Below are 21,817 nucleotides of genomic sequence, written 5' to 3'. Positions count from 1 at the left end.
CGTGACGCCGGCTTAGTCGTCTGCCGCGGCGGCCGCCTCTTCCGTCGTTGCCTCGGTCTCGGTGTCCGGAACGATCTCGTAGAGGTTCTGTCGCGCGTCGGCGAAGTAGACGTCTTCCTCGACGATGTCGATTTCCTCGAGTCGCTCCAGCGCATAGCGGACCGTCCGGGCCGACAGCATCGATTCCTCGACAATCCCCTTCTGTGTCATTGGACCCTTGTACTCGAGCACCTTGAACACGAGTTTCGCACTCGGCGGCAGGTCCTCGATGGTCTCCCCGTCAGAATCGCTCATGCCGCTTGAACACACGGCCCCGGGGTGTATAAACGTGCGGTGCCGGGACGCTCCACGGGCGTTTCAGCCGGTCTCGTGGCAGGTGGCCACGACCGGGCCGACGGCGCGTAGTCGAATCGCTTTTGTCCGCACGGTGACCATCCGCGGGTATGGCGACAGACACGGCCGACCGGTTCTCCCCGCACATGCGGGGTGTGACGGTCACGGCACTCGCGTCCGTCATGGGGATTCTCGCCGCCGTCGGGTCGTCGGTCGTGACGGCCAGCGCCGCGACGCCTGCGACGAATCCGCAGGGCGTGTTCGTGCTCGCGGGGGCGATTCTCGTCCAGTTCCCCATCCTCCGGGCGGTGGGGATTGACGTGAGCGACTTCTCCACAAAGGACTACCTCTACGTCGCGTTCATGACGTTCTCGCTGTGGTTCGTCTGCTGGGGAATCCTCCTATCGACGGGGACGAGCCTCTGAGATGGCCGACGACTCTATTGCCGTTGTCGACCTCGACCGGTGTCAGCCCGACCGGTGTAACTACGAGTGTATGAACTTCTGCCCGCCCAACCGGACGGGTAAGGAGTGTATCGTCGAGCGAGGCGAGTACTACGACGAGGACGAACCCTACGAGGGCGGTCCGGCACAGGTGTTCATATCCGAGGAGATCTGTCTCGGCGAGTCGTGTGGCATCTGTGTCGAGAAGTGTCCGTTTGACGCCCTGGAGATCATCAACCTCCCGCAGGAACTCGACGAGACGCCGGTCCACCGCTACGGTGACAACGCCTTCGCGCTCTACGGGCTCCCCGCGCCTGCTGAGGGCCGGGTCACCGGCATTCTCGGGCCGAACGGCATCGGGAAGACGACGGCCGTCCGTATCCTCGCGGGCGAGATCGAGCCGAACCTGGGCCGGCACGCCGACCAGCCCTCATGGGACGAGGTAATGGACGCCTACCGTGGGACCGCCGTCCAGGAGTATCTCGCGGCGCTGCGCGACGACGAGGTGTCCGTCGCCCGCAAGCCACAGTATGTCGACAAAATCCCGGAGACGTTCTCAGGAAACACCAGACAGCTTATCGAGGGTGTCGACGAGCGGGACGCCGCGGCTGAGGTCATCGACCGACTCAACATCGGCCCGGTTGTCGACCAGGATATCGACACGCTGTCGGGTGGTGAACTCCAGCGGGTGGCGCTGGCGGCGACGCTTGTGCGAGACGCCGACTTCTATTTCCTTGATGAACTGACACCGTATCTCGACATCGGCCAGCGCGTGACAGCCGCCCGGCTCGTGCGTGAGCTCGCGGCCGACGGCGACCGTTCGATGCTCGTCGTCGAGCACGACCTCGCGGTACTGGATCTGCTCGCCGACACGATTCACGTCGCATACGGTCGACCGTCGGCGTTCGGCGTCGTCACCGACCCCAAGAGCACCAAGAACGGCATCAACGAGTACCTCGAGGGGTACCTCGACAACGAGAACATGCGCATCCGCCAGGAGGCCATCGAGTTCGAAGAGCACGCCCCGCGGGTCGCCTCGGCCGGCGAGACGCTCGTCGAGTACCCCGCGCTGTCGAAGTCTTACGGCGACGGCGAATTTTCACTTGCGGTCGACGCCGGCGAGATACGCCGCAACGAGGTGCTGGGGGTCGTCGGCCCGAACGGCATCGGCAAGTCCACGTTCGCGAAGCTGCTCGCCGGCCGGCTCGATCCCGACGAGGGACACATCGATGCCTCACTCGATATCTCCTACAAGCCGCAATATCTCGATATCGACCAGCCGATGCGGGTCGACGCGTTCCTCTCGTCGATCACCGACGAGTTCGGCTCCTCCTACTGGAACACGGAGATTGCTCGCCCGCTCCAGCTCGAGCGGGTGATGGAGCAGGACCTCACCGACCTCTCGGGTGGCGAACGCCAGCGGGTCGCCATCGCGGCGTGTCTCTCCGAGGACGCCGACCTCTACCTGCTCGACGAGCCATCTGCCCATCTGGACGTCGAACAGCGGGTGCTTGCAACCCGCGCGATTCGCCGGTACGCGGAGAACAACGACGCCACCGCGATGGTCATCGACCACGACATCTACATGATCGACCTGCTGGCCGACCGGCTCCAGGTGTTCGACGGAACGCCGGCAGAACACGGTCACGCCGGCCAGCCGGTGGGGATGCGCGATGGGATGAATGAGTTCCTTGCCAACCTCGACGTGACGTTCCGCCGCGACGAGCGGACCGGGCGCCCACGCATCAACAAGCCCGGCTCGCAGAAGGACCGCGAGCAGAAGGCCGCCGGCGAGTACTACTACACCCCCGCCGGCGACGAGTAGCTGGCCAAGCGTTTTCTCGCCGCGCTGCCACGCACACGTATGACACAGCCGACGCGTGCAGTGGCACGGATGGAGACGGTAGCTGGCGCGCTCGACGGTGCCGTCGACCTGCCGGTGGTCGGCCGCGTCGGCCTCGACCCGCTGCTTGGGCTCGTCCCCGTGGCGGGTGACCTGCTGGCGGCGCTGGCGGCGCTGTATATCGTCGTCGAAGCGGCCCGGGCTGGCGTGTCGACGCGGACGCTTGTTCGGATGCTGGTCAACGTAGGCCTTGATGCGGCGCTCGGGACGGTGCCGGTCGTCGGCGACGTGTTCGACCTCGTCTGGCGAGCCAGCGACCGGAACGTCCGGCTGGCAAAGCGGGATCTCGGCCTCGACGGAGAGACCTGACTGTCGCGCTGCGACCGGGCGCCGCCGAGTGGCCCACGCAACCGCCTCGCACCGCCGTTCCTGTGCTCACCGCGGCGGTTGACCACTGACGGTAGACCAGTCGGTTATCGTGTCGCTCCCACCCGCACTTAGAGCGGTGGACGTCCGCTCGCTATGTGTCATGCGGAGCGGACGTTAAGCGGTAAGACGGTACGTCAGAAGAACTTGAACAAATCGTCACGCTTCGCCGCGTGGAGGTGGTGCCGCACGGCTTCGTTGAGCGTGTCGATACGACCAGTCTTGGCGACGATTGGCGCGAGTGTCTCGCCCTCCCACTGCTTCCAGGGCGGAAGCAGGCCGAATCGCTCACAGATGGCGTCCAGTCGCTCGTCTCTGTTGTCGACCTTGTCCATCTTGTTGACCGCCAGCACGGCCGGAATACCTAGTTCGCGCAGGAAGCCGAACATCTCGACGGCGTGGGGCACCTCGTCGGGCCCCGAGTGGCGGTCGATGATATCGACGGCCGCCTTCCCATCAAGCACGACGACACCACAGAGGATGTTGTCGGCGTACGTCTCGAGGTACCGGACGATGGCTGTCTTGATGTCGTCTTGGACGTCGTCAGAGACACCGGACATGAACCCGAAGCCTGGCAGGTCCGTGATGACGAAATCCTCTGGTGCCCAGTCGTAGTGGTTGGGCTCGCGGGTGACGCCTGGTTTGCGTCCGGTGTCGAACGTGTGCCCGGTGATTTGGCGCATCAGCGTCGACTTGCCGACGTTGGAGCGCCCGAGCAGCACCACCTCCGCATCACGCTCCGGGCGGGTGTCGAACATGTCCGTCCTTCCCTGCCGAGACGGATAACGCTCTTGGGACGCTCGCCCGCATGGTCCCCGTGGACAAACAGCGGCTCCGCGAGCGGGTCTGGGACGCTCTCGAGACGGCCGGTGTCGCCCGCTTTCCGTTCCCGCCACACGGTCGTATCCCTAACTTCGCCGGCGCTGCCGACGCGGCCGACCAGCTGGCAGCCCACCCGGAGTGGCGGCGTGCAGACACGCTCAAGGCGAACCCGGACGCACCACAGCTACCGGCCCGCAGGCGGGCGCTCCGCGCGGGCAAGACTGTCTATGTGGCCGCACCGCGGCTGCGCGACGAACGGCCGTTCCGGCGGCTCGACCCTGACCGACTTGCCGCCGCGGGCGTCGACACCGACGACGCAGCGACCGTGAGCGGCAGCGACGAACATGGCGTCCCCGTCGACCTCGGGGCAATGCCCGACATCGATCTGATTCTGTCTGGCAGCGTCGCGGTCACCGAGCCGGGGGCGCGAGTCGGCAAAGGAGAGGGGTACGCCGACCTCGAGTTCGCCCTGCTACGCGAGGTCGGCTGCGTTGACGACGACACCACCGTCGCTACGACGGTCCACCCGATGCAGGTCGTCCCCGACCAGTTCGTCACCGCCGACGCACACGACGTGCCACTGGATCTGCTCGTGACACCCGAGCGAACCGTCGAGACCGGCGCGACCGGAAAGCCAGCCGGCGTCGACCCCGATGCACTCGATGCCGAGAAGCGCGCCGCAATTCCCGTCCTCGACCGACTGCTCGACGGCTAACAGCGTCGACGGGGGTCAGCCCGCCGTCTCGGTCGGTTCGGCGGTCTCGGTCGGTTCCGTCGTTTCCGTTTCCTCGCCGTCAGCTTCGTCGTCAACCTCCTCGACGTCGACGTCCTCGCCCGCGACGCCGCTCTTGCCGATGACGGACAAGAGGTTGTAGCCGCCGCGTGGGCCCTTCTTGATTACCCGGATGTCGAAGACAAAGCTCACCTCCTCGTCTACGGCAATTTCAAAAGGCTTGATGATACGGAGCCAGTTGCTCGGCATCTTCACGTCGACAGTCTCGCCGTCGACGACGCCCTCGGCGCTCGCGACCCGGAGTTCAATACCCGAGTAGCGGCCCTCCTCGAGTTCGCCCTCCAGCACGGAGACGGCCCGCTCGCCGGTGATTTCGGTGAGGTCGGCGGTCACACCGCCGAGGTCGAACTCGACGAACCCCTCGGACTCGCTGTCGTCTTCCTCTTCTGTCGCCTCTGCTTCCGTCTCCTCCGTCCGGTCGCCTCTGTGACCGTTGTCGTCTCCTCTGCGTCGGCCGTCTCGTTCACCATGGCCGGGGTGAGTGTCTCCTCCTCGTCAGCCCGGAAGACACGGGCAGACGAGAGCGTCACGTCGAGCGACTCGAAGTCCTCGATTGTGGCCGGCTGGTCGCTGATGAGGAGTCGGAAGCTACCAGTTCCGCCACTCCCGTCGCCGTCACCGCTGGTCCCGCCGTCTCCGCCGCCGGTGTTCCCGAAACACCCTGCGAGGGCGACCGTTCCAAGTCCAGCCGCGGCCGCGATGAATCGCCGCCGTCTCATCTACCCTCACCTGCGATCCGCGCCCCAAACAACATCATGTGCGTCTGCCGTCGCTGCGTCTGACTCATCCTCTGAGTTCGCTGCTGTCGCTGATATGCCTGCTGGCCGCCGGGTACTGGCGTCTCGCTGTCGTCCTCGACGCGACGCCTCCGCGCATCGTCCCCGCGATGCTTTTCCCCGCGGAGGCCACAACTTGTCTATGGGATACGCCTGTCCCGTCTGTGACGACCCGCAGGCCGACGCCCGCCACCTCGCGAACCACCTCGCGTTCAGCGCCATCCTCGGTCACGAAGACCACGAGGCGTGGCTCGATGACCACGCCCCCGGGTGGGCCGACGAGGGAGAGGCGGAATTGGCCGACCGCGTCGCCGAGCACGCCGACCAACGTGACTACCCGCAGGTGTTCGAAGACACCGTCAACCGGTCGGGGGAGGCGAGCCTGTTCGACGCGGAGGGCCACGCCGGCCACGACCACCTCGCCGGCGGCGCACATCCCGGCGGGGCCGGCAACTCGATTCCACCGCAGGCCGACATCACGCCCGACGAGGACACGGAGGCGGTGCTGGCGGAGGCCCGCGAGTTGACCCGCGAGATGCTCGCCGACGAGGACGACGACCAGAGCGACGATTGACATCCACCTCCGACTGAAGTGCGGGTATTCTCCGTGCTCTGTATAACGATACGCCTACCTACGGGCCCACCGTACCGGGACGCATGCACGTCGAGGGGCTGCTCGCGCCCAGCACGGCCGAAGAGGCGCGCGCAGAGTACGACGCGCTCGCGCCCGCCGCCAAGACCGTCGTCCGCGAGACGGCAAAGGCGATGTCGTTCGACCGCGCGGAGTACGACGAGCGGGTGACGGCGGACGTGGTTGAGACGGCGCTTGACGCGCTGTTCGCGTCGCTGCTGGAGGTCCATATCGGAACGCGCGCAGAGTTCGAGACCGCCCGCGAGCAGACGGACCTGACCGTCGATATCGAGGGAGGCGATGATGTCGACCGGGTCGTCTGGCACACGGCCCCGGCAGCGGACTTGCTTGTGGCCGCCACGTTCCACGAGGCGGAGGATGCGGCCATTGGGACACTCCGCCGACAGGCCTTCGGCAAGGCGTACCGCGACCTGCTATGAGGCCGATCACGCGCAACTTCCTCGTGGGCCTGCTGGTCGTCGCGGCGCTACTCCTCGCGTTGGGTGCGGTGCCGTCGCTGCTGGCCAGCGGCGACCCTTATTATCTGACGGCGACGCCCGCCGATCCGCCGGCGGACGTGACGCCGGTGAACGGGTCGACGCTCTCCGAGCGGCGGTTCCCATACACGTTTGCGGCTATTGCGAGCCCCGAGGGTCGGTCAGCAGCCTACTACCGCGGCCCGCTTGGCCTAAAGGGTGCGTTTACCCACGCCCCGTTCGATGAGATGGGCGCCTACGCGGAGCAGTATCCCGAGGCGGTGACGCCCACGGCGACGTACGTCCGCCTCGAAAACACCACCTACCGGCTGACCGTCACTCAGGCAGCCGACTCAGAGTCATGACTGACGACGACACCTCACGACCGAGCGGCATTGACCACGACTGGCCCGTCCTTGAGCGACGCGCCGAGTACGAGACCGGCTGGTACACCGGCGGGTACGACCGCGTCCGCCAGCCGGACGGCTCGGAAAAGAACTATTACTGGGCAGAGCTGCCGCCGGCTGTCGTTGTCGTCGCCGTTGCGGGCGACGAGCTGGTGATGGTCGAGCAGTACCGCCCGGCCATCCGCGAACACTGTCTGGAGCTGGTCGCTGGCATCGTCGAAGACGGTGAGAGCTATACTACTGCCGGCGCGCGCGAACTCCGCGAGGAGGCCGGCTTCGACCCCGCCGGGACGGCACTCGTCGAGGAATTCTGGTGTGCGACGGGCGTGCTCCGGCACCGCCGCGGTATCGTCTTCGCCGAAGGACTGGAGCCGGTCGACCGGACACTGGACGGCAACGAGTTCCTCGAGGTGACGACCGTCCCTGTCGACGAGGCACTCGCGCGGGCCCGCGAACCGCCGGCGAACGACGCCACTATCGAGGGACTGCTGCTCGCGCAGGCCGACGGACTACTGTAACTCTCGAATCATGACGTACGCGTCCTCGCCATCGTCGTAGTAGCGGGGAAGGGTCCGGCGGAACTCGAAGCCGAACCGGCGGTAGAGCCGTATCGCCGCGTCGTTCGATTCACGCACTTCGAGCTTCACGCGGCTGGCCCGCTCGCCACGCATCACGCGGAGTGCCCGCCCGAGCAGCTGTGCGCCGACCCCCCGGCCCCGGTGATCCGGATGGACCGCGATGTCTTTCACGTGCCCGAGCGCGCGGCCGGCGTTTGGCACCGTGTCCGCGACGACATAGCCGACCACTTCGCCGCCCCGCGCTGCGATGAGAAAGCCGGGCTCCCCGAGGAAGCCCTCGAAGGCCGCGAACGGCCACGGCTGGGGAAACGACGCCTTCTCGATGCGGTAGACGGTAAGCAGGTCCGCCCGCGTCGCCGGACGCACCGTCGTCGTCTCGTCGTCCGGTGCCGGCGTGGTCACGCCCGGACATTTGGCTCGCCACACTAAGCCGTGCCGGCCACCAACTTTCATATCCGAGACGGTCGTACCCTATAGTGCACCCGCGATGGGTGCATCCCCCACCCCATCCCCCTCGCGGGCGGATCCTCCGCCCGCAGTGGTCCCGCTCCCCCCAGCGTGGCCACTGTCTCTCCGTTTTCGCGAATAAAGCCTGAAAGAAGTGTGTCGCCGGTCAGTCGTCCGCTGGCGCGGCGCCGCCCTCCTGATCGTACTGCTGTTTCGTCAGCGGCAGCTTCCCGCCGGCCGAGAGGATACGCCGCTCGCGCTCGGAGGCATCAAGTTCGGCGGTCAGTTCCCACTCGTCGTTGACGCGGACGGTGAACTCCTCCTGTCCGGCGTCAACGGCCGCGGCGACGTCGTCGACGATCTCGATGTCGTCGCCTTGGTTGATGCGCTCGTAGTCGTCGGCGTCGATGGTGAGCGGAATCAGCCCGAAGTTGAACAGGTTCGCCTTGTGGATGCGGGCAAACGACTGCGCGAGGACACCCTCGATGCCGAGATACATCGGACACAGCGCGGCGTGTTCACGCGAGGAACCCTGGCCGTAGTTCTCGCCGGCAACGAGGAAGCCGCCGTCGCTCTCGAGGGCCCGCTCGGCGAACGTGTCGTCCACCCGGCTGAGGGTGAACTCCGACAGCTTCGGAATGTTCGACCGGTACATCAGGATGTCCTGGGTGGCCGGGATGATGTGGTCGGTCGTGATGTTATCCTCCATCTTCAGCAGCGCCGGCCCCTCGAGGTGCGCGTCGAGCGGCTCCTTCAGCGGCACGTCGCCGATGTTCGGTCCCTTGATGAGCCCGTCGTCGACGGCCTCATCGGGCGCGATGAGATCGGCCTTCGAGCCGTCGTACTGGTCGGGCAGTTCCATCCCCGGTGCATCCATTCCGAACTCGTCGGCAAGATCACGCGGGTCGACGAGTTCGCCCTTCAGAGCGGCTGCGGCGGCCACCTCTGGCGAGGCGAGGAAGACGGAGTCGTCCTCGATACCCGAGCGGCCCTCGAAGTTGCGGTTAAACGTCCGCACCGACACGGAGTCGGAGGCGGGAACGTGGCCGATGCCGATACATGCACCACAGGTCGCCTCGGAGAAGTTGACGCCAGCGGCCATCAGCTCGGCCGTCCACCCCTCGCGGGCGAGGATTTCGGAGGCCTGCTTCGAGCCTGGGGCGACAATCATCTCCGTCTTCTTGTTGATCTCACGGCCCTCTAGCATCTTGGCGGTCGGGAGGATGTCCTCGTAGCCGCCGTTCGTGCAGGAGCCGATGATGACCTGTTCGACCTCCTGCCCCTCGACCTCCCGGACCGGCACCACGTTGTCGGGCATCGACGGCGTAGCGACGAGCGGCTCGATCTCCGAAAGGTTGACCACGATCTCGTCGTCGTATTCGGCGTCCTCGTCCGGGCCGATATCGACGAACTCGTCTTCGCGGCCCTGCCGGGCGAGGTAGTCGCGCGTGTACTCGTCCGTCGGGAAGATGGAGGTGGTCGCGCCCAGCTCCGTCCCCATGTTGGTGATGGTGGTCCGCTCGGGGACGGTGAGCGTCTCGACGCCCGGTCCCGTGTACTCGAAGATCTTGCCGACGCCGCCCTTCACGCTCAGCCGGCGCAGCATCTCGAGGATGACGTCCTTCGCGGTCGACCACTCCGGCAGCTCACCCTCCAGCCGGACGTTTACGACCTCCGGCATCTCGATGTAGTACGGGCCACCGCCCATGGCGACGGCGACGTCGAGCCCTCCCGAGCCGATTGCGAGTTCGCCCAGGCCGCCTGGCGTTGGCGTGTGTGAGTCGGAGCCGAGCATCGTCTTGCCCGGCGCCGCGAAGTTCTCCTTGTGGACGTTGTGACAGATACCGTTGCCGGGCCGCGAGAAATGCGCGCCGAACGTGCCGGCCGCAGACCGCAGGAAGCGATGGTCGTCGGTGTTCTTGAAGTCGAACTGGTACGTCTGGTGGTCACAGTACTGGGCGGCCACCTCCGTCTGGACCTCGTCCAGCCCGAGTGCCTCGAACTGCAGCCAGACGAACGTTCCCGTGGTGTCCTGTGTGAGCACCTGGTCGATTTCGATACCGATCTCCTCGCCCGTCTCGAGTTCCCCCTCGACGAGATGGTCTTCGAGGATTTTCTCCGTGAGCGTCTGTCCCATAACGTTGGCACGTCGGCTGCCATCGGATATAAATCCGGCGTGTCGGCCCGATATTGCGCCCGAGACGGCCGGTCTCGACCCGTGTCGGTTCGCGTATAGAACGGTCTTTCATCCGGCCGGCGAGAACTCGCCCCAGCGTACCCCACATCGACGTTTGCGACACGACCGCGTCACGTGTTCACACGGATGTTGATGCCGTCCGTCACGTCATGGAACGGATACGTCATGGGGTGACCGACCGGGCGGCTTTTGCCCGTTCGGCGGCGCCTGTGAGTATGGAGCTGTTCGCTGTCCCCGGGCTTCCGGAGGTGCAGCCCGGCGACGACCTCGCCGGCCTCGTGGCCGACCGCACCGAGCTGGCGGACGGGGACGTGCTATGTGTCGCCTCGACGGTCGTCTCGAAGGCGGAGGGGCGCGTCTACGAGTACGCCGACTTCCCAGCCGGCGAGCGGGCCCGCGCTATCGCCGACCACCTCGAAGCGGTGACGGGCGATGAGAAGGACCCTCGGTTCGCGCAGGCGGTGCTCGAGGAGAGCGAAGAGCTGCTGACGGAGGCGCCGTTCCTGCTCGCAGTCACCCGGTTCGGCCACATCACGGTCAACGCCGGTATCGACCGCTCGAACGTGCCTGACGGCGACCTGCTGTTGCTCCCGGAGGACCCCTCCGCGTCGGCCCAGCGGCTCTCTGAGCGGCTCGACGTACCGGTGGTCGTCACAGATACATCAGGCCGGCCGTTCCGCTACGGCCAGCGGGGCGTCGCCGTCGGCTGGGCGGGACTGCCCGCCTCCCGCGACTGGCGAGGCGAGCGCGACCGGGATGGCCGCGAACTCGGGGTGACGGTCCAGTCAGTCGTGGACGAACTCGCGGGCGCAGCCAACCTCGTCGCCGGCGAGGGCGACGACGGGACGCCGGCTGTCGTCGTCCGCGACTGGTCGTTCGGCGACCACGACGGCTCCAACAACCTGTTTCGAGCCGACGAAGACGATATCGTCCGGGCGGCGCTGCGCGACTGGAGTTTCTGACCTGTTGCCGTTACCGACAGGCCGAGGGGTTGGGAGGCATCTTATCCGGTAGGGATGCTCGGAATCGAACTCACGCCCGAACACCCGGTTGACCGGGTCGGTGCGCTGGGCGAGCGCGCCGAGCGCGCGGGCTTCGACACCGTGTTCTGCTCGTCGCACTACAACAACCGTGACCCGTTTGTCGCACTCGACCGGGTGGCCCGGCGGACGGAGGCAGCCCGCGTCGGTCCCGGCGTCGCCAACCCGTACGACACCCACCCCGCCGCGCTCGCGGCGAAGGTAGCGACGCTTGACGAGACCTCCGACGGCCGGGCCGTGTTCGGCATCGGCCCGGGCGACCCCTCGACGCTCCGCAACCTCGGTGTCGACCGCGAGCGGGGGCTCTCCGCTGTGCTGCAGGCGTTCAAGGACGCCCAGCGACTCTGGCGCGGCGAACGGGTCTCTCGCGACGGCGTCCACGTTACGGACGACGCGGGCCTCAACTTCCAGCCGCCACAGGGCGATTCTATCCCCGTTCACGTCGGTGGCGAGGGACCACACATGTGCCGGATGGCTGGCAAGCACGCTGACGGTCTGCTGTTCAACGGCTCACACCCGGACGACCTCGCATGGGCCCGCGACCGGGTCGAGGAGGGGAAAACAGACCGACCGGCCGACCGCGGGTCGTTCACGCTCGCAGCATATGCGTCCGTCTCGGTGGCCGAGGATGCCGAGGCCGCCCGCGAGGCTGCCCGGCCCCCTGTCGCGTATATCGCCTCTGGGGCGGCCCCGCCGGTGCTAAAACGACACGGCATCGATACAGACCGGGCCGACCGCATCGGTCAAGCAATCTCCGCTGGTGAGTTCGAGGAGGCGTTCGGGCTGGTCACGCCTATGATGATCGAGGCGTTCTGTGCCGCCGGCACCCCCGCCGAGGTACGCGAACGGACTGAAGCACTGCTCGAGCACGCTGACGCCATCGTCGCGGGGTCGCCGCTTGGCCCTGACCTTGAGACCGCAATCGACCTCGCGGGCGAGGCGCTGTCAGCGCCCTGACTCGCGGTACTCCTCGGGTGGCTCCCCGCTCGGGAGCACCTGTGCGAGGACGCTGGCGAGCCCACCGAACGACAGCACACCGAAGACGACCGACGCGCCCGCGGTGATGAGCGCGCCCACGAGCAGGAGGATTGCCTGCTCTGGGCTTTGGGCGGCTATCTCGGCGAACCGAACCGGAAGGTCGATAATGCTCTCCAGGAGTCCGCTGCTCTCGCCTGCCATGCGCGAGACTTCGGCGCGCGCTACTTGCCACTTCCGGGTTCGTCACGCTCTTTTCCTGGCACAGTCACTCCCGGATATGCGGGACCGCTCGCTCGACGAGTTCCTCGACGGAGTCGACGAGGAGCCAGTCGACGAGACCCCGGAGAACGGGGGGGCCGACGCGGAGGCGACGAGCGACGCCCCCGATGACGAGGATGCGGACGCTCCAGCCCAGCCGACCGTTCGGTTCGACCCTGCGGGTGCTACCTGTGCGGCCTGTGGCGAGATGGTCCAGCGACGCTGGCGGCAGGACGGCGAACTCGTGTGCGGGACGTGCAAATCATGGTAACGTCTCGGCTTTTCTGGGAATCATGACGCTCACTCGCGGTGCCGGTCACGCTTGCGATTCGGTCGCCCGGCTGACACTGGTGCGACGCTGGCCAGCGGCTCTTGGCGGCACTCTCCGACCGCGTCTCGCTCGATTGCGCGCCCCACATCCGCGAGAGTCAACCTTACGTCGTCCCGGGCCATCATGGGGTGTAATGACACGTCTCTTGTCAGAGGCGACCACGCAAACCCGGGCCGCGGGTACACGACCCGCACGACCGACCACACACCCGGAGGAGCGATGAGCGACGCCGAAGAGGCCGTCGTCGAGGATGTCTCGGACGCAGGCGCGACCGCACGTGCCGTCGTGGAGAACGTCGGCGAGGTCATCGTGGGGAAGGAGACGACCGTCGAACACCTCGTCGTCGCGCTGCTTGGCCGCGGTCACGTCCTCCTCGAGGACGTCCCTGGCGTCGGCAAGACGATGCTCGCGCGGGCTGTCGCCACCTCCTTTGAGTGTGCGTTCAATCGCGTCCAGTTCACTCCTGACCTACTGCCGGCAGACATCACCGGCGTCAACGTCTACAACCAGAAGACGGGGACCTTCGAGTTTCGCGAGGGGCCGGTGTTCGCGAACGTCGTGCTCGGCGACGAGATCAACCGCGCGCCGCCGAAGACACAGACCGCCCTGCTGGAGGCGATGGAGGAAGAGACGGTTACCGTCGACGGCGAGACACGCCGGCTGCCGGACCCGTTTTTTGTCGTCGCGACACAGAACAGCGTCGAACGAGACCGTACCTACGAGTTGCCGGCAGCCGAACTCGACCGCTTCGCAATGAAGCTCTCACTGGGGTACCCCGACGAGACAGAAGAGCAGGAGGTGCTCGGCCGCGTCGTCGGCGACCATCCCATCGATACGTTAGAGCCAGTTGCGACGACCGACGATCTCGTCGCTGCTCGCCGGACGACGGCGAACGTGACTGTCGGCGAACCGGTCCGGTCGTACGTGACCCGGCTGGCCCGTTACACCCGCGAAAACGCTCAGTTGGGTGTCTCACCGCGCGGCTCTGTCTCGCTGCTGCGAGCCGCACAGGGGCGAGCCGTGCTGGACGACCGCGACTACGTCGTCCCCGACGATGTCCAGACAGAGGCGGAGCCGGTGTTGACACACCGAATCCGGGTCGGCCGGGGCGAGGGGTCGGCCCGCGAACTGGTTCGCTCGGCGCTGTCTGCGGTCCCCATCGAGTGACCGTGCGGCTCACCCGTCGCGGCTACGCTACGCTCGCCGTCGCGCTGATTGCGGTCGGCTTTGCCGCCCACTCTGGGCCCCGATCGCTCAACGCCGTCGCCGGGCCGGCACTGGTTGCTGTTGGCTTCGCCTGGCTGACGCTCCGCCGGCGCCGTGAGCCGACGGTTACCCGCCGTCGCCCTGTCCCTGGCTTCCCCGGCGAGACACGCGAGATCGAACTCCGGGTCGACGCCGCTGGCCGCGCGCAGGTGACCGACGAGGTCGGTGAGGGACTCGCCCGTGTCGGTCCGATTCAGCCAGGCGGCTACTCCGTCGAACTCCGCGAGCGAGGCGCTCGGCGGCTTGGCCCGGCAACCGTCCGGGAGACAGATGCGTTCGGCCTGCTTGCGACCGAGACGACTGCCGGCGGCCGGACGGAGTTGCTCGTCTACCCGCCTGTCGAGCCACTCGTCCCCAACCGGGCGTTCCGTGGGCTGGTCGACCGCGCCGGCTCGCCCGACCGTGATGCCTTCGAGTCGCTGCGCGAGTACACGCCGGGCGACCCGCTCCGTGATGTCCACTGGAAGTCCTCGGCCAAACGTGAACCAGGCGAGCTGGTCGTCACGCAGTACGCCACCCCCGATCAGGGCGCAGTGACTGTCGTCGCCGAGGCGGCTGAGGGCCGCGCGGACGCGATGGCGTCGGCCGCCGCCAGCGTCGTCGTCTACCTCCTCGAGGCCGGCATCGCGGTCGAGGTGGTTGCCCCCGACGGGACGACTGATCGCGGCCGCGGCGAGGATGCCCGCGACGAGGCGCTGGAGTTGCTGGCCCGGACGGGCGCCGGCCGGCCGGGCGTCGACGGCGATGTCCGCCTGGCCGCGCCCGCAGGAACCGACGAGGTGCGTGTGGCTACCCGCGGCGAGTCGTTCCCCTTCGCTGACCTGCGGGCCGACGACGACAGTGAGGCCGCTCACGATGAGCGCCAAGAGGTGGTCTCGCCGTGAGTCGGCTTGCTCGATTCCAGTATGCCGACCGGGTCGATGCCGGCCGCCTCCTCGCGACCGGTGCCGTCGCCGTGACGATGGGCGCGTATCTCAGCGTGCTCCACCGCATCGTCACGGTGGCTGGTGAGCCGCCGCAGTTCATGCTCGCGGTTGCCGGCTCGCTCGTAGCCGGGACGCTGCTCGCGCGGTTCGTCCGCCCGCGGATTGCGGTGCTTGTGACGGCCGCCCTGTTCGTCGCCGGCGGCTACTATTACTTGTCGACGTTGCCAGCGACCGTCGACCCATACGAGACGATTGGCCCACTCGTCGCTGACGCCATCTCCATGCTGTCGGGCCTGTCTATCCTGCGTATCGTCAACGCCGGCGACTGGGCGCTCGCCATCACGCCCGCGCCGACACTGTTCACCTGGTATCTGGCTGTCCGCCGCCACTACCTTGCGGGTGCGACCGTCGCTGGCCTCACGCTCGGCCTGCTCGTCCTGACGGGCAACGCCGCCCCGGCGACGACTCTTATCGGCGCCGTCGGCGTGGCGGCCGCAGCCGGCTTCGGCGATACCGCCGGTACCGCGGATACTGCCGACTCTGCCGCGTCGAGCGCCGATGACGCACCCAGCTGGGCCGCGTCGGGGGCCGTCGACGACGCCCGTCGGGACGTCCTGCTGGGGCTCGGGACCGTCGTCGCGACCACCAGCACCGTCGACCTAGTGCCTGGTGAACTCGGACTCGGGTTCGGCGGCCTCGACACGGGGTTGAGCGCCGGGACGACGGAGGCGAACCTGCTTGGCAGCAGCGAACAGGTCGATATCGTCGGGAGCATCTCGCTGTCGCCAGCGGTGCGGTTCACCATCGAGAGTGACGTGCGCGGCTACTGGCGGGTCGGCTCGTTCGACCGGTTCACCGGTGATGGCTGGGTCCGGACCGGTGAGAGTCGTCCCTACGACGGTGACACGCTGACGAGACCTCCCGGCGAGAGCCGCCAGGCTACCCAGACGGTCCAACTCGAGGGGAAGATGGGGAATATGCCGGCGCTGTGGCGTCCTTATACAGTCGATCGAAGTGACACCGGCGTGAACGTCCTTCCGGATGGGAGCCTCCAGCCAGTCCGTGCGTTTACCGAGGCGGAGTCGTACACCGTCGAGTCACGGGTACCTGTCGCCGGCCCACGCCAACTCCGACAGGCTGGGACCGACTACCCCGAGAGGATACGGGACCGCTACACTGTGCTCCCGGAGAACGTCCCCGACCGCGTGCGCGAGCGGACGGCCCGAATCACAGCCAACGCGACGAACCCGTTCGACACCGCTCGCGTCGTCGAGCAGTGGCTCTCCAACAACCGCGACTACTCGCTGGACGTGGAGAAGCCGTCGGGCACCATCGCCGATGCCTTCCTCTTCGAGATGTCGGCCGGCTACTGCACCTACTTCGCAACGACGATGGCGGTCATGCTGCGCACGCAGGGCATCCCCGCGCGGTTCACGGTCGGCTACACGCCCGGCGAACAGGTGAGCGAGGGCCGCTGGGTCGCTCGCGGCCTCGACGCCCACGCCTGGGTCGAGGTGTACTTCCCCGGCCACGGCTGGCACCGGTTCGACCCGACACCCGGCGGCGCCCGGCAGGCTGCCGAGCGTGATCGCCTCTCGGAGGCGCGTGCACTCAACGAGACGAACGTCGACACCAACGAGACGGGCCCTGGTGGGTTCACGCCCACCCCCGAGGGTGGAGAGACGACGCCTGCTGGGACGACGCCCGGCGGCGGCCCCGTCCAGCAGACGCCGAGCCTACCGAACGGAATCTCCGAGAACACCCCTGTCCCGGCCGACGGCGGCGGGACGGCGACGGGCGGCGGCGGCGTCGACCTGCCGGAGCTGCCGCCCCGCGAACAGTTAGCCCTCGGCGCCATCGTCGCGCTGGGGGCCGTCGCGGGCGCCCGCCGTACCGGCCTGACTGACCGCCTCTACCGGGCCGTGTGGCTCCGCTACCAGCCCCGCTCGGATCCCGTCTCCGACACGCGGCGCGCCTACGAACGGGTCGAGTACGTCCTCTCACGGCAGGTCCGGCCACGCCGGCGCGGGGAGACGGTCCGCGCGTACGTCTCGCAGGTTGGTGACGAGCGAGCCCGCCGGGTTGCTCGGCTGTACGAGCGAGCAACCTACGCTGGCGGTGTCACCGAGGCGGAGGCCGACGAGGCGGTGGCGCTGGCCGACGAGCTTGTGGGGTCGTGAGCGTCCTGTACGCCCTCCCGACAGTGTTTAATACGGCGACTATGTAGCTTTCAGCGTAATGTCGGAAGTCTGCTCGACGTGTGGATTGCCCCAGGAACTCTGCGTCTGCGAGGACGTCGCCAAGGAGTCCCAGGAGATTGAGATCCGCATCGACGAGCGCCGATACGGGAAGGAGGTAACGATCATCGAAGGGTTCGACCCCAAGGACGTGGACATGGACTCGCTCTCCTCGGACCTCAAGTCGAAGTTCGCTTGCGGGGGGACCGTCGAGGACGGCTCCATCGAGCTCCAGGGGAACCACACGGGCCGCGTGGAGGAGTTCCTCCGCGAGAAAGGCTTCAACGTCGCCTGACGTCTCGGCTCTTCTTCTGTCTTCGCAGTCAGAACGGCGCGTCCGCGTCCGGACTAGTCGACTCCTCGCTCGCCAGCGGCTCGTCGGCCTCCTGCCAGCCCTCGATTCCCGCCACAAGCGACTCCACCGTGCCGGTCGCCCCCTCGTAGGAGGCGATGAGCCGGGCCGCCTGAACGGAGGCCTTCCCGTGGGGACAGATCGTCACCACGCGGTCGGCGCCGTTCAGTTCCTCGACCCGGCTCGGCAGTTCCGCAAAGGGAATGTTCCGGCTCCCCGGCACGTGGCCACGCTCGTACTCGGCGGGCGACCGGATGTCGACAATCTCGACGTCTACGCCCTCCTCGAGGAGGGCTGCCAGTTCGCTGACCGATATTTCGCCGTCCATACGCGTCGGTGCAGGTACGGGGAGTTAAGCCCGGGGGTGGCTACGCGCCGGCCTCGGCCAGCGCCGCCTCGATGTCGTCACGCTGTGTGACGCCGACGAATCGCTGGACGATGCCGTCGTCGTTCTCGATGACCAGCGTCGGCAGCGACCGGACCTGGTACTCGTTGGCGACCTCCTGCTCTTCGTCGACGTTCACCTTCTCGAAACTCACGTCCGGGTAATCCTCCTCAATCTCCTCGAGGATGGGGTCTTGGGTCTTGCACGGGCCACACCAGTCGGCGTAGAAGTCCTTCAGGCTGACACTCATACCGGCGAACCGTAGATTATCCGCGGTGTAAAGTGTTTCCCACCTGCTCGCCGGCCACGCACGCCGGCCGTCCCGGAAGACTTACCACCGCAACCCGTCCACTACGGGTATGAGCAGTGGCCAAAACTCCGGCGGGCTGATGTCCTCGGCGGGACTCGTCCGCTACTTCGACAGCGAGGACCGCAACGCACCGACCATCGACCCCCGGACGGTCGTCGCCTTCGGTCTCCTCTTCGGCGCGCTCGTCCTCGTGTTGAACGCTGTCGCCTGAACACGGTACTTTTCGCCGTCCGTCTCCTACCAGCATATATGACACTGAGGGTGGGCGTCGTCGCCGTGCAGGGTGACGTCTCGGAACACGTCGCAGCCATCGACCGGGCCGCCGCCCGACACGGCCACGAGACGACAATCGTCGAGATTCGCGAGGCAGGGCTGGTAGCCGACTGTGACGTCCTGCTCGTCCCCGGCGGCGAGTCGACGACCATCTCGACGCTGCTGGCCGAGGAGGGAATCGACGAGGAGCTCCGCGCTCACGTCGCCGCTGGCAAACCTATCCTGGCGACGTGTGCCGGCCTTATCGTCGCGGCCCGGGATGCTGGCGACGACCGCGTCGACACGCTCGGGCTGGTCGACGTCACCGTCGACCGCAACGCGTTCGGCCGGCAGGCCGACTCCTTCGAGGCGCCACTGGACGTCGTCGGGCTTGACGAACCGTTCCCGGCTGTGTTCATCCGCGCCCCCGTCGTTGACGAGGTGGGTCCCGATGTCGAGGTGCTGGCGACGTGGGAGGGTCGACCCGTCGCGGTCCGTGACGGTCCTGTCCTCGCCACCGCCTTCCACCCCGAACTCACCGACGACGCCCGCATTCACGAGCTCGCCTTCTTCGCGCCCCGCGACCGGCCCGCCGAGGCCGGCACGTCCCGCCAGCCGTAATCGGCTTACCGCCGGCCACCTTCCCCTCGGCATGGACGCGTTCATCGACGGGGTGAAGATCGCGCAGACGCCCACCGGCACTGTCCCGGTGGTACTCGTCGGCGTCGAAGGCGAGCCGGACCTGCTGCCCATCTTCGTCGGCTTCGACGAGGCGATGGCCATCCGTCGCGGGCTCGACGCGGCGGACATCGGCCGACCGCTCACCCACGACCTCCTGCTTGACGTAACCGAGGAGCTGGGCGGCCGCGTCGAGCGCGTCGAGATCACGGAACTGCGCGACGGGACCTACATCGCCGACCTCCATCTCGCGACGCCCCGCGAGGACACGGTCGTCGACGCGCGCCCCTCCGATGCGCTCGCGCTCGCCGCCCGAACGAACGCCCCCATCGGCGTGGCGGCCGACGTGTTCGAGGCGGGCAAGCAGCTCCCTGAAGAATTCGACGAACTCCACGATATCCGCGAGGTGGTCGAAGATGCCTGACAGAGAGCCGTCGCCGGAGGCGTTGGCGGAGCTGTTTGCGCTCATCGAGGACCGGCGGGCGAACCTCCCGGACGACTCCTACACGACGCGGCTGTTCACCCACGAGAAGGGAGAGAACTACGTGTTGGAGAAGCTAGGCGAGGAAGCCACCGAGACGATACTCGCGGCGAAGGATGACGACCCCGAGGCGCTGGCCGCGGAGGCGGCCGACTATGTCTACCACCTGCTCGTGCTGTTGGCGATGAAGGAGATGAGCCTCAAGGACCTGCTCGCGGAACTGGAAGCGCGACGGTGATCACTCGCGCCGCTCGAACCGATAGGTGAGCACGTCGGCGTCCTCGTCCCATTCGAAGTTGCCACCGTGGGCGCGCTTCATCCGCGCCTTGTAGGCATCGAGCGTCGGTGACCCTTCGCGCTCGGCGTCGGCGTCGGTCATATCGCCGAGCTTCCGTGCTTCCACCTCGACGACCTCGAAGGTGTCTCCCTCGAGCTGGAACGTGTCACCGGCCTCGGCGTACTGGGTGCCCGCCCCTCGCGTCAGCTGTGTTATCTCGCCGTCTTGGACGGCCTGTTTCACGTGGCCGTTCGGCAACAGCGCGTCGACGTCTATCTCTGCCATACTGCGTGTTGACGCGCCAGCGTCTAAAAGCTCGGGCGACGGGGCTGGACGGACGCGCTTTTACGCGTCGGCGGCCAATCCGGTCTAATGACCGTCTTCGAGTCGCTTCCGACGACCCCCCGGTCGGAAGAGCTGATCGACAAGGCCTTCTCACGGGCCTCGCGGGCCGGCCGCGCCAAGCAGGGCATCGAGGCCCAGGAGTCGATGCTCCAGACGGCCGGCAACATCCTCTCGGACAACCTCGGCAATGTGGTCACCTCCTGGCCGGACTTCGACGCGATCGACCCTTTCTATCGCGAACTTGCGGACGCCATCGTCCGCCGCGAGGACCTCGACGTTGACGCGCTCCGCCAGCATCTCAATGAGGTGATGTGGGCCTCCCGGCAGATCGAAGAGATACAGCGGGAATACCATGGCCGCATCCGCACTGCCGACACCGACACCGCCCGGAAACTCCGCAAGCAGGCGTTCGCTCGCTACGCCGACGTCACCGAGTCGGTCGCCGGCGACTTGCTCGCCATCGCGGACGCCCGGGAAGAACTGCGAACACTGCCGGATATCCGCGCCGACGAGCCGGCAATCGTCGTCGCGGGGTATCCGAACGTCGGCAAGTCTTCGCTCGTGAACGCCGTCACCCGCGCGTCCAATGAGGTGGCCACCTACCCGTTCACGACGACACAGATTCGCGTTGGCCACCTCGAGCGCGACCATATCCGCTACCAACTCGTGGACACGCCGGGTGTGCTCGACCGCCCGGCCGACGAGCGTAACGCTATCGAGGCACAGGCCGTCTCGGCGCTGACCCATCTCGCGGACGCCGTCGTCTTCCTCCTCGACGCGAGCGGCGACTGCGGCTATCCGCTCGACTCACAACTGGCCCTGCGCGACGAGGTGCAGGACCTGTTCGGCGAAGCCGTGCCCGTGCTAACTGTCTGTAACAAGGCCGACCGCGCCCGCACCGAGACCGCCGCTCACCACATGAGCGTCGAGACGGGTGAGGGGGTCGAGGCGGTCGTGACAGCGGCCGTGGAGGCCGTCGACTACGACGTCGAGCTACCGTTCGACGGGGAGTAAACGGCCGCGAGCAGCCGGTCGAGCGCGAGTAGCCCGACGACGGCGGCCACCACGATGACGGCCTCGATTGGCCCGGTCAGGAGTCCTAACGCGACAATAAGCGTCGTCGCACATGCCGGCGCGTGTCGCAGATCGCTCGCCAGCATCCCAGCGGTTGTGAGTCCGACTGCGACGACCGCGCTCGCGGCCAGTCCGAGCCCCGCGGCCGACGGCGGGGCCGGCTGACTGGTGAGGATGGTCCCCGAGGCGAACAGGTGGTAGCCGACCAGCCCCGCGGCCAACCCGATGGCGTGGCCGCCGACCACGCGGTGAGGTCGGTTCGTCTCGGCGCCCGGGCGAACCGCCAGCGCGTACGCCGACGGGCCGAGACTCGGAAACACGAACGGCCGGCCGCTAATCCATGCTATCCCTGCCAGTACCGCCAGCAGCGCGACCACCCGTGCGGTGGCACGCACCGTCTCGGTCACGGGGCTCACCTCGTCGATGGGCGAGCATACGCCCGCGGCCCGTCGCGG

Annotated in this window: 31 protein-coding genes; 20 read left to right on the top strand and 11 right to left on the bottom strand. The window is 67.4% G+C overall.

What is annotated here, in order from left to right:
• Positions 1-12 precede the first annotated feature (12 nt).
• On the bottom strand, positions 13-294 hold the full coding sequence (locus tag ABEJ63_RS06390; RefSeq protein WP_375795525.1) for an ArsR family transcriptional regulator: 282 nt from the start codon (positions 292-294) through the stop codon (positions 13-15).
• A 149-nt stretch (positions 295-443) separates the two neighbouring features.
• On the opposite strand from ABEJ63_RS06390, the gene ABEJ63_RS06385 reads away from it, so the two are divergent.
• The 3 genes from ABEJ63_RS06385 to ABEJ63_RS06375 are packed head-to-tail and all read left to right on the top strand — an operon-like array spanning position 444 to position 2,988.
• Positions 444-758, top strand: a complete 315-nt coding sequence (locus tag ABEJ63_RS06385) for a hypothetical protein (RefSeq protein WP_375795524.1) — start codon at positions 444-446, stop codon at positions 756-758.
• Between the two features lies 1 nt (position 759).
• Entirely contained in the window at positions 760-2,601 is a 1,842-nt protein-coding gene (locus ABEJ63_RS06380) for a ribosome biogenesis/translation initiation ATPase RLI (protein WP_375795523.1), read from the top strand.
• 39 nt (positions 2,602-2,640) lie between these two features.
• Positions 2,641-2,988: a DUF4112 domain-containing protein gene (locus ABEJ63_RS06375; RefSeq protein ID WP_375795522.1), complete on the top strand. Its 348-nt coding sequence runs from the start codon at positions 2,641-2,643 to the stop codon at positions 2,986-2,988.
• A gap of 194 nt (positions 2,989-3,182) precedes the next feature.
• Here ABEJ63_RS06375 and engB read toward each other — a convergent pair whose 3' ends face one another.
• On the bottom strand, positions 3,183-3,803 hold the full coding sequence (gene engB, locus ABEJ63_RS06370) for a GTP-binding protein EngB (protein ID WP_375795521.1): 621 nt from the start codon (positions 3,801-3,803) through the stop codon (positions 3,183-3,185).
• Positions 3,804-3,853: 50 nt separating this feature from the next.
• Between engB and ABEJ63_RS06365 the strand changes: the two genes are divergently transcribed.
• Complete coding sequence (locus tag ABEJ63_RS06365; RefSeq protein ID WP_375795520.1) at positions 3,854-4,582, top strand: 5-formyltetrahydrofolate cyclo-ligase; 729 nt, start codon at positions 3,854-3,856, stop codon at positions 4,580-4,582.
• A gap of 15 nt (positions 4,583-4,597) precedes the next feature.
• Here ABEJ63_RS06365 and ABEJ63_RS06360 read toward each other — a convergent pair whose 3' ends face one another.
• Entirely contained in the window at positions 4,598-4,993 is a 396-nt protein-coding gene (locus tag ABEJ63_RS06360; RefSeq protein WP_375795519.1) for a DUF4382 domain-containing protein, read from the bottom strand.
• Positions 4,990-5,379: a hypothetical protein gene (locus ABEJ63_RS06355; protein WP_375795518.1), complete on the bottom strand. Its 390-nt coding sequence runs from the start codon at positions 5,377-5,379 to the stop codon at positions 4,990-4,992. The genes ABEJ63_RS06360 and ABEJ63_RS06355 overlap by 4 nt, the downstream gene beginning before the upstream one ends.
• Positions 5,380-5,578: 199 nt before the next feature.
• On the opposite strand from ABEJ63_RS06355, the gene ABEJ63_RS06350 reads away from it, so the two are divergent.
• The 4 genes from ABEJ63_RS06350 to ABEJ63_RS06335 all read left to right on the top strand — a co-directional run bounded on the left by ABEJ63_RS06350 (position 5,579) and on the right by ABEJ63_RS06335 (position 7,468).
• The gene (locus tag ABEJ63_RS06350; protein WP_375795517.1) at positions 5,579-6,010 is read left to right on the top strand and encodes a DUF5810 domain-containing protein; all 432 of its coding nucleotides are present in this window, start codon (positions 5,579-5,581) and stop codon (positions 6,008-6,010) included.
• Positions 6,011-6,093: 83 nt separating this feature from the next.
• The gene (locus ABEJ63_RS06345) at positions 6,094-6,507 is read left to right on the top strand and encodes a DUF5809 family protein (RefSeq protein ID WP_375795516.1); all 414 of its coding nucleotides are present in this window, start codon (positions 6,094-6,096) and stop codon (positions 6,505-6,507) included.
• The gene (locus tag ABEJ63_RS06340) at positions 6,504-6,908 is read left to right on the top strand and encodes a hypothetical protein (protein WP_375795515.1); all 405 of its coding nucleotides are present in this window, start codon (positions 6,504-6,506) and stop codon (positions 6,906-6,908) included. The genes ABEJ63_RS06345 and ABEJ63_RS06340 overlap by 4 nt, the downstream gene beginning before the upstream one ends.
• Positions 6,905-7,468, top strand: coding sequence for an NUDIX hydrolase (locus ABEJ63_RS06335; protein ID WP_375795514.1), 564 nt, complete (start codon positions 6,905-6,907; stop codon positions 7,466-7,468). The genes ABEJ63_RS06340 and ABEJ63_RS06335 overlap by 4 nt, the downstream gene beginning before the upstream one ends.
• Here the strand turns inward: ABEJ63_RS06335 and rimI are convergent.
• A complete protein-coding gene (gene rimI / locus ABEJ63_RS06330; protein ID WP_375795513.1) occupies positions 7,460-7,930 on the bottom strand; it encodes a ribosomal protein S18-alanine N-acetyltransferase in 471 nt (156 codons plus the stop codon). The genes ABEJ63_RS06335 and rimI overlap by 9 nt on opposite strands.
• A 211-nt stretch (positions 7,931-8,141) precedes the next feature.
• The gene (locus tag ABEJ63_RS06325; RefSeq protein WP_375795512.1) at positions 8,142-10,112 is read right to left on the bottom strand and encodes an aconitate hydratase; all 1,971 of its coding nucleotides are present in this window, start codon (positions 10,110-10,112) and stop codon (positions 8,142-8,144) included.
• Positions 10,113-10,387: 275 nt separating this feature from the next.
• On the opposite strand from ABEJ63_RS06325, the gene ABEJ63_RS06320 reads away from it, so the two are divergent.
• Positions 10,388-11,134, top strand: a complete 747-nt coding sequence (locus ABEJ63_RS06320; RefSeq protein WP_375795511.1) for a coenzyme F420-0:L-glutamate ligase — start codon at positions 10,388-10,390, stop codon at positions 11,132-11,134.
• Between the two features lie 54 nt (positions 11,135-11,188).
• On the top strand, positions 11,189-12,169 hold the full coding sequence (locus tag ABEJ63_RS06315) for a 5,10-methylenetetrahydromethanopterin reductase (RefSeq protein ID WP_375795510.1): 981 nt from the start codon (positions 11,189-11,191) through the stop codon (positions 12,167-12,169).
• Here ABEJ63_RS06315 and ABEJ63_RS06310 read toward each other — a convergent pair.
• On the bottom strand, positions 12,158-12,391 hold the full coding sequence (locus ABEJ63_RS06310) for a hypothetical protein (protein WP_375795509.1): 234 nt from the start codon (positions 12,389-12,391) through the stop codon (positions 12,158-12,160). The two genes, ABEJ63_RS06315 and ABEJ63_RS06310, sit on opposite strands and share 12 nt — an antisense overlap.
• A gap of 76 nt (positions 12,392-12,467) precedes the next feature.
• Here ABEJ63_RS06310 and ABEJ63_RS06305 point away from each other — a divergent pair, with 76 nt between their 5' ends.
• The 5 genes from ABEJ63_RS06305 (at position 12,468) to yciH (ending at position 17,503) form a co-directional block, all read left to right on the top strand.
• A complete protein-coding gene (locus ABEJ63_RS06305) occupies positions 12,468-12,719 on the top strand; it encodes a hypothetical protein (RefSeq protein ID WP_375795508.1) in 252 nt (83 codons plus the stop codon).
• Between the two features lie 279 nt (positions 12,720-12,998).
• Positions 12,999-13,946 (top strand): AAA family ATPase, encoded by a 948-nt coding sequence (locus ABEJ63_RS06300; protein WP_375795507.1) that lies wholly within the window; start codon positions 12,999-13,001, stop codon positions 13,944-13,946.
• Positions 13,943-14,929, top strand: coding sequence for a DUF58 domain-containing protein (locus tag ABEJ63_RS06295; protein ID WP_375795506.1), 987 nt, complete (start codon positions 13,943-13,945; stop codon positions 14,927-14,929). The genes ABEJ63_RS06300 and ABEJ63_RS06295 overlap by 4 nt, the downstream gene beginning before the upstream one ends.
• Positions 14,926-17,151, top strand: a complete 2,226-nt coding sequence (locus ABEJ63_RS06290) for a DUF3488 and DUF4129 domain-containing transglutaminase family protein (RefSeq protein ID WP_375795505.1) — start codon at positions 14,926-14,928, stop codon at positions 17,149-17,151. Before ABEJ63_RS06295 ends, ABEJ63_RS06290 begins: the two co-directional genes overlap by 4 nt.
• Before the next feature lie 58 nt (positions 17,152-17,209).
• Complete coding sequence (gene yciH / locus ABEJ63_RS06285; protein WP_375795504.1) at positions 17,210-17,503, top strand: stress response translation initiation inhibitor YciH; 294 nt, start codon at positions 17,210-17,212, stop codon at positions 17,501-17,503.
• 28 nt (positions 17,504-17,531) lie between these two features.
• On the opposite strand, the gene ABEJ63_RS06280 is transcribed toward yciH, so the two are convergent.
• Entirely contained in the window at positions 17,532-17,888 is a 357-nt protein-coding gene (locus ABEJ63_RS06280) for a rhodanese-like domain-containing protein (RefSeq protein WP_375795503.1), read from the bottom strand.
• 40 nt (positions 17,889-17,928) lie between these two features.
• On the bottom strand, positions 17,929-18,195 hold the full coding sequence (locus tag ABEJ63_RS06275) for a thioredoxin family protein (RefSeq protein WP_375795502.1): 267 nt from the start codon (positions 18,193-18,195) through the stop codon (positions 17,929-17,931).
• 109 nt (positions 18,196-18,304) lie between these two features.
• On the opposite strand from ABEJ63_RS06275, the gene ABEJ63_RS06270 reads away from it, so the two are divergent.
• Genes ABEJ63_RS06270 through hisE form a run of 4 tightly spaced genes read left to right on the top strand, consistent with a single transcriptional unit; the run spans position 18,305 to position 19,904 of the window.
• On the top strand, positions 18,305-18,466 hold the full coding sequence (locus tag ABEJ63_RS06270) for a preprotein translocase subunit Sec61beta (RefSeq protein WP_375795501.1): 162 nt from the start codon (positions 18,305-18,307) through the stop codon (positions 18,464-18,466).
• A gap of 38 nt (positions 18,467-18,504) precedes the next feature.
• Complete coding sequence (gene pdxT / locus ABEJ63_RS06265) at positions 18,505-19,128, top strand: pyridoxal 5'-phosphate synthase glutaminase subunit PdxT (protein ID WP_375795500.1); 624 nt, start codon at positions 18,505-18,507, stop codon at positions 19,126-19,128.
• 31 nt (positions 19,129-19,159) lie between these two features.
• Positions 19,160-19,609, top strand: coding sequence for a bifunctional nuclease family protein (locus ABEJ63_RS06260; RefSeq protein ID WP_375795499.1), 450 nt, complete (start codon positions 19,160-19,162; stop codon positions 19,607-19,609).
• Entirely contained in the window at positions 19,602-19,904 is a 303-nt protein-coding gene (gene hisE, locus ABEJ63_RS06255) for a phosphoribosyl-ATP diphosphatase (protein ID WP_375795498.1), read from the top strand. The genes ABEJ63_RS06260 and hisE overlap by 8 nt, the downstream gene beginning before the upstream one ends.
• On the opposite strand, the gene ABEJ63_RS06250 is transcribed toward hisE, so the two are convergent.
• Entirely contained in the window at positions 19,905-20,228 is a 324-nt protein-coding gene (locus ABEJ63_RS06250) for an ASCH domain-containing protein (RefSeq protein WP_375795497.1), read from the bottom strand.
• A gap of 87 nt (positions 20,229-20,315) precedes the next feature.
• On the opposite strand from ABEJ63_RS06250, the gene ABEJ63_RS06245 reads away from it, so the two are divergent.
• A complete protein-coding gene (locus ABEJ63_RS06245) occupies positions 20,316-21,302 on the top strand; it encodes an NOG1 family protein (protein ID WP_375795496.1) in 987 nt (328 codons plus the stop codon).
• Here the strand turns inward: ABEJ63_RS06245 and ABEJ63_RS06240 are convergent.
• Positions 21,269-21,769, bottom strand: coding sequence for an HPP family protein (locus ABEJ63_RS06240; protein ID WP_375795495.1), 501 nt, complete (start codon positions 21,767-21,769; stop codon positions 21,269-21,271). The genes ABEJ63_RS06245 and ABEJ63_RS06240 overlap by 34 nt on opposite strands.
• Between the last annotated feature and the right edge of the window lie 48 nt (positions 21,770-21,817).

The organism is Halosegnis sp., assembly GCF_042216475.1.
Taxonomy (GTDB): domain Archaea; phylum Halobacteriota; class Halobacteria; order Halobacteriales; family Haloarculaceae; genus Halosegnis.
Note: the sequence above shows the minus strand (reverse complement) of the source record. Positions and strands in the feature narration are given on the sequence as shown.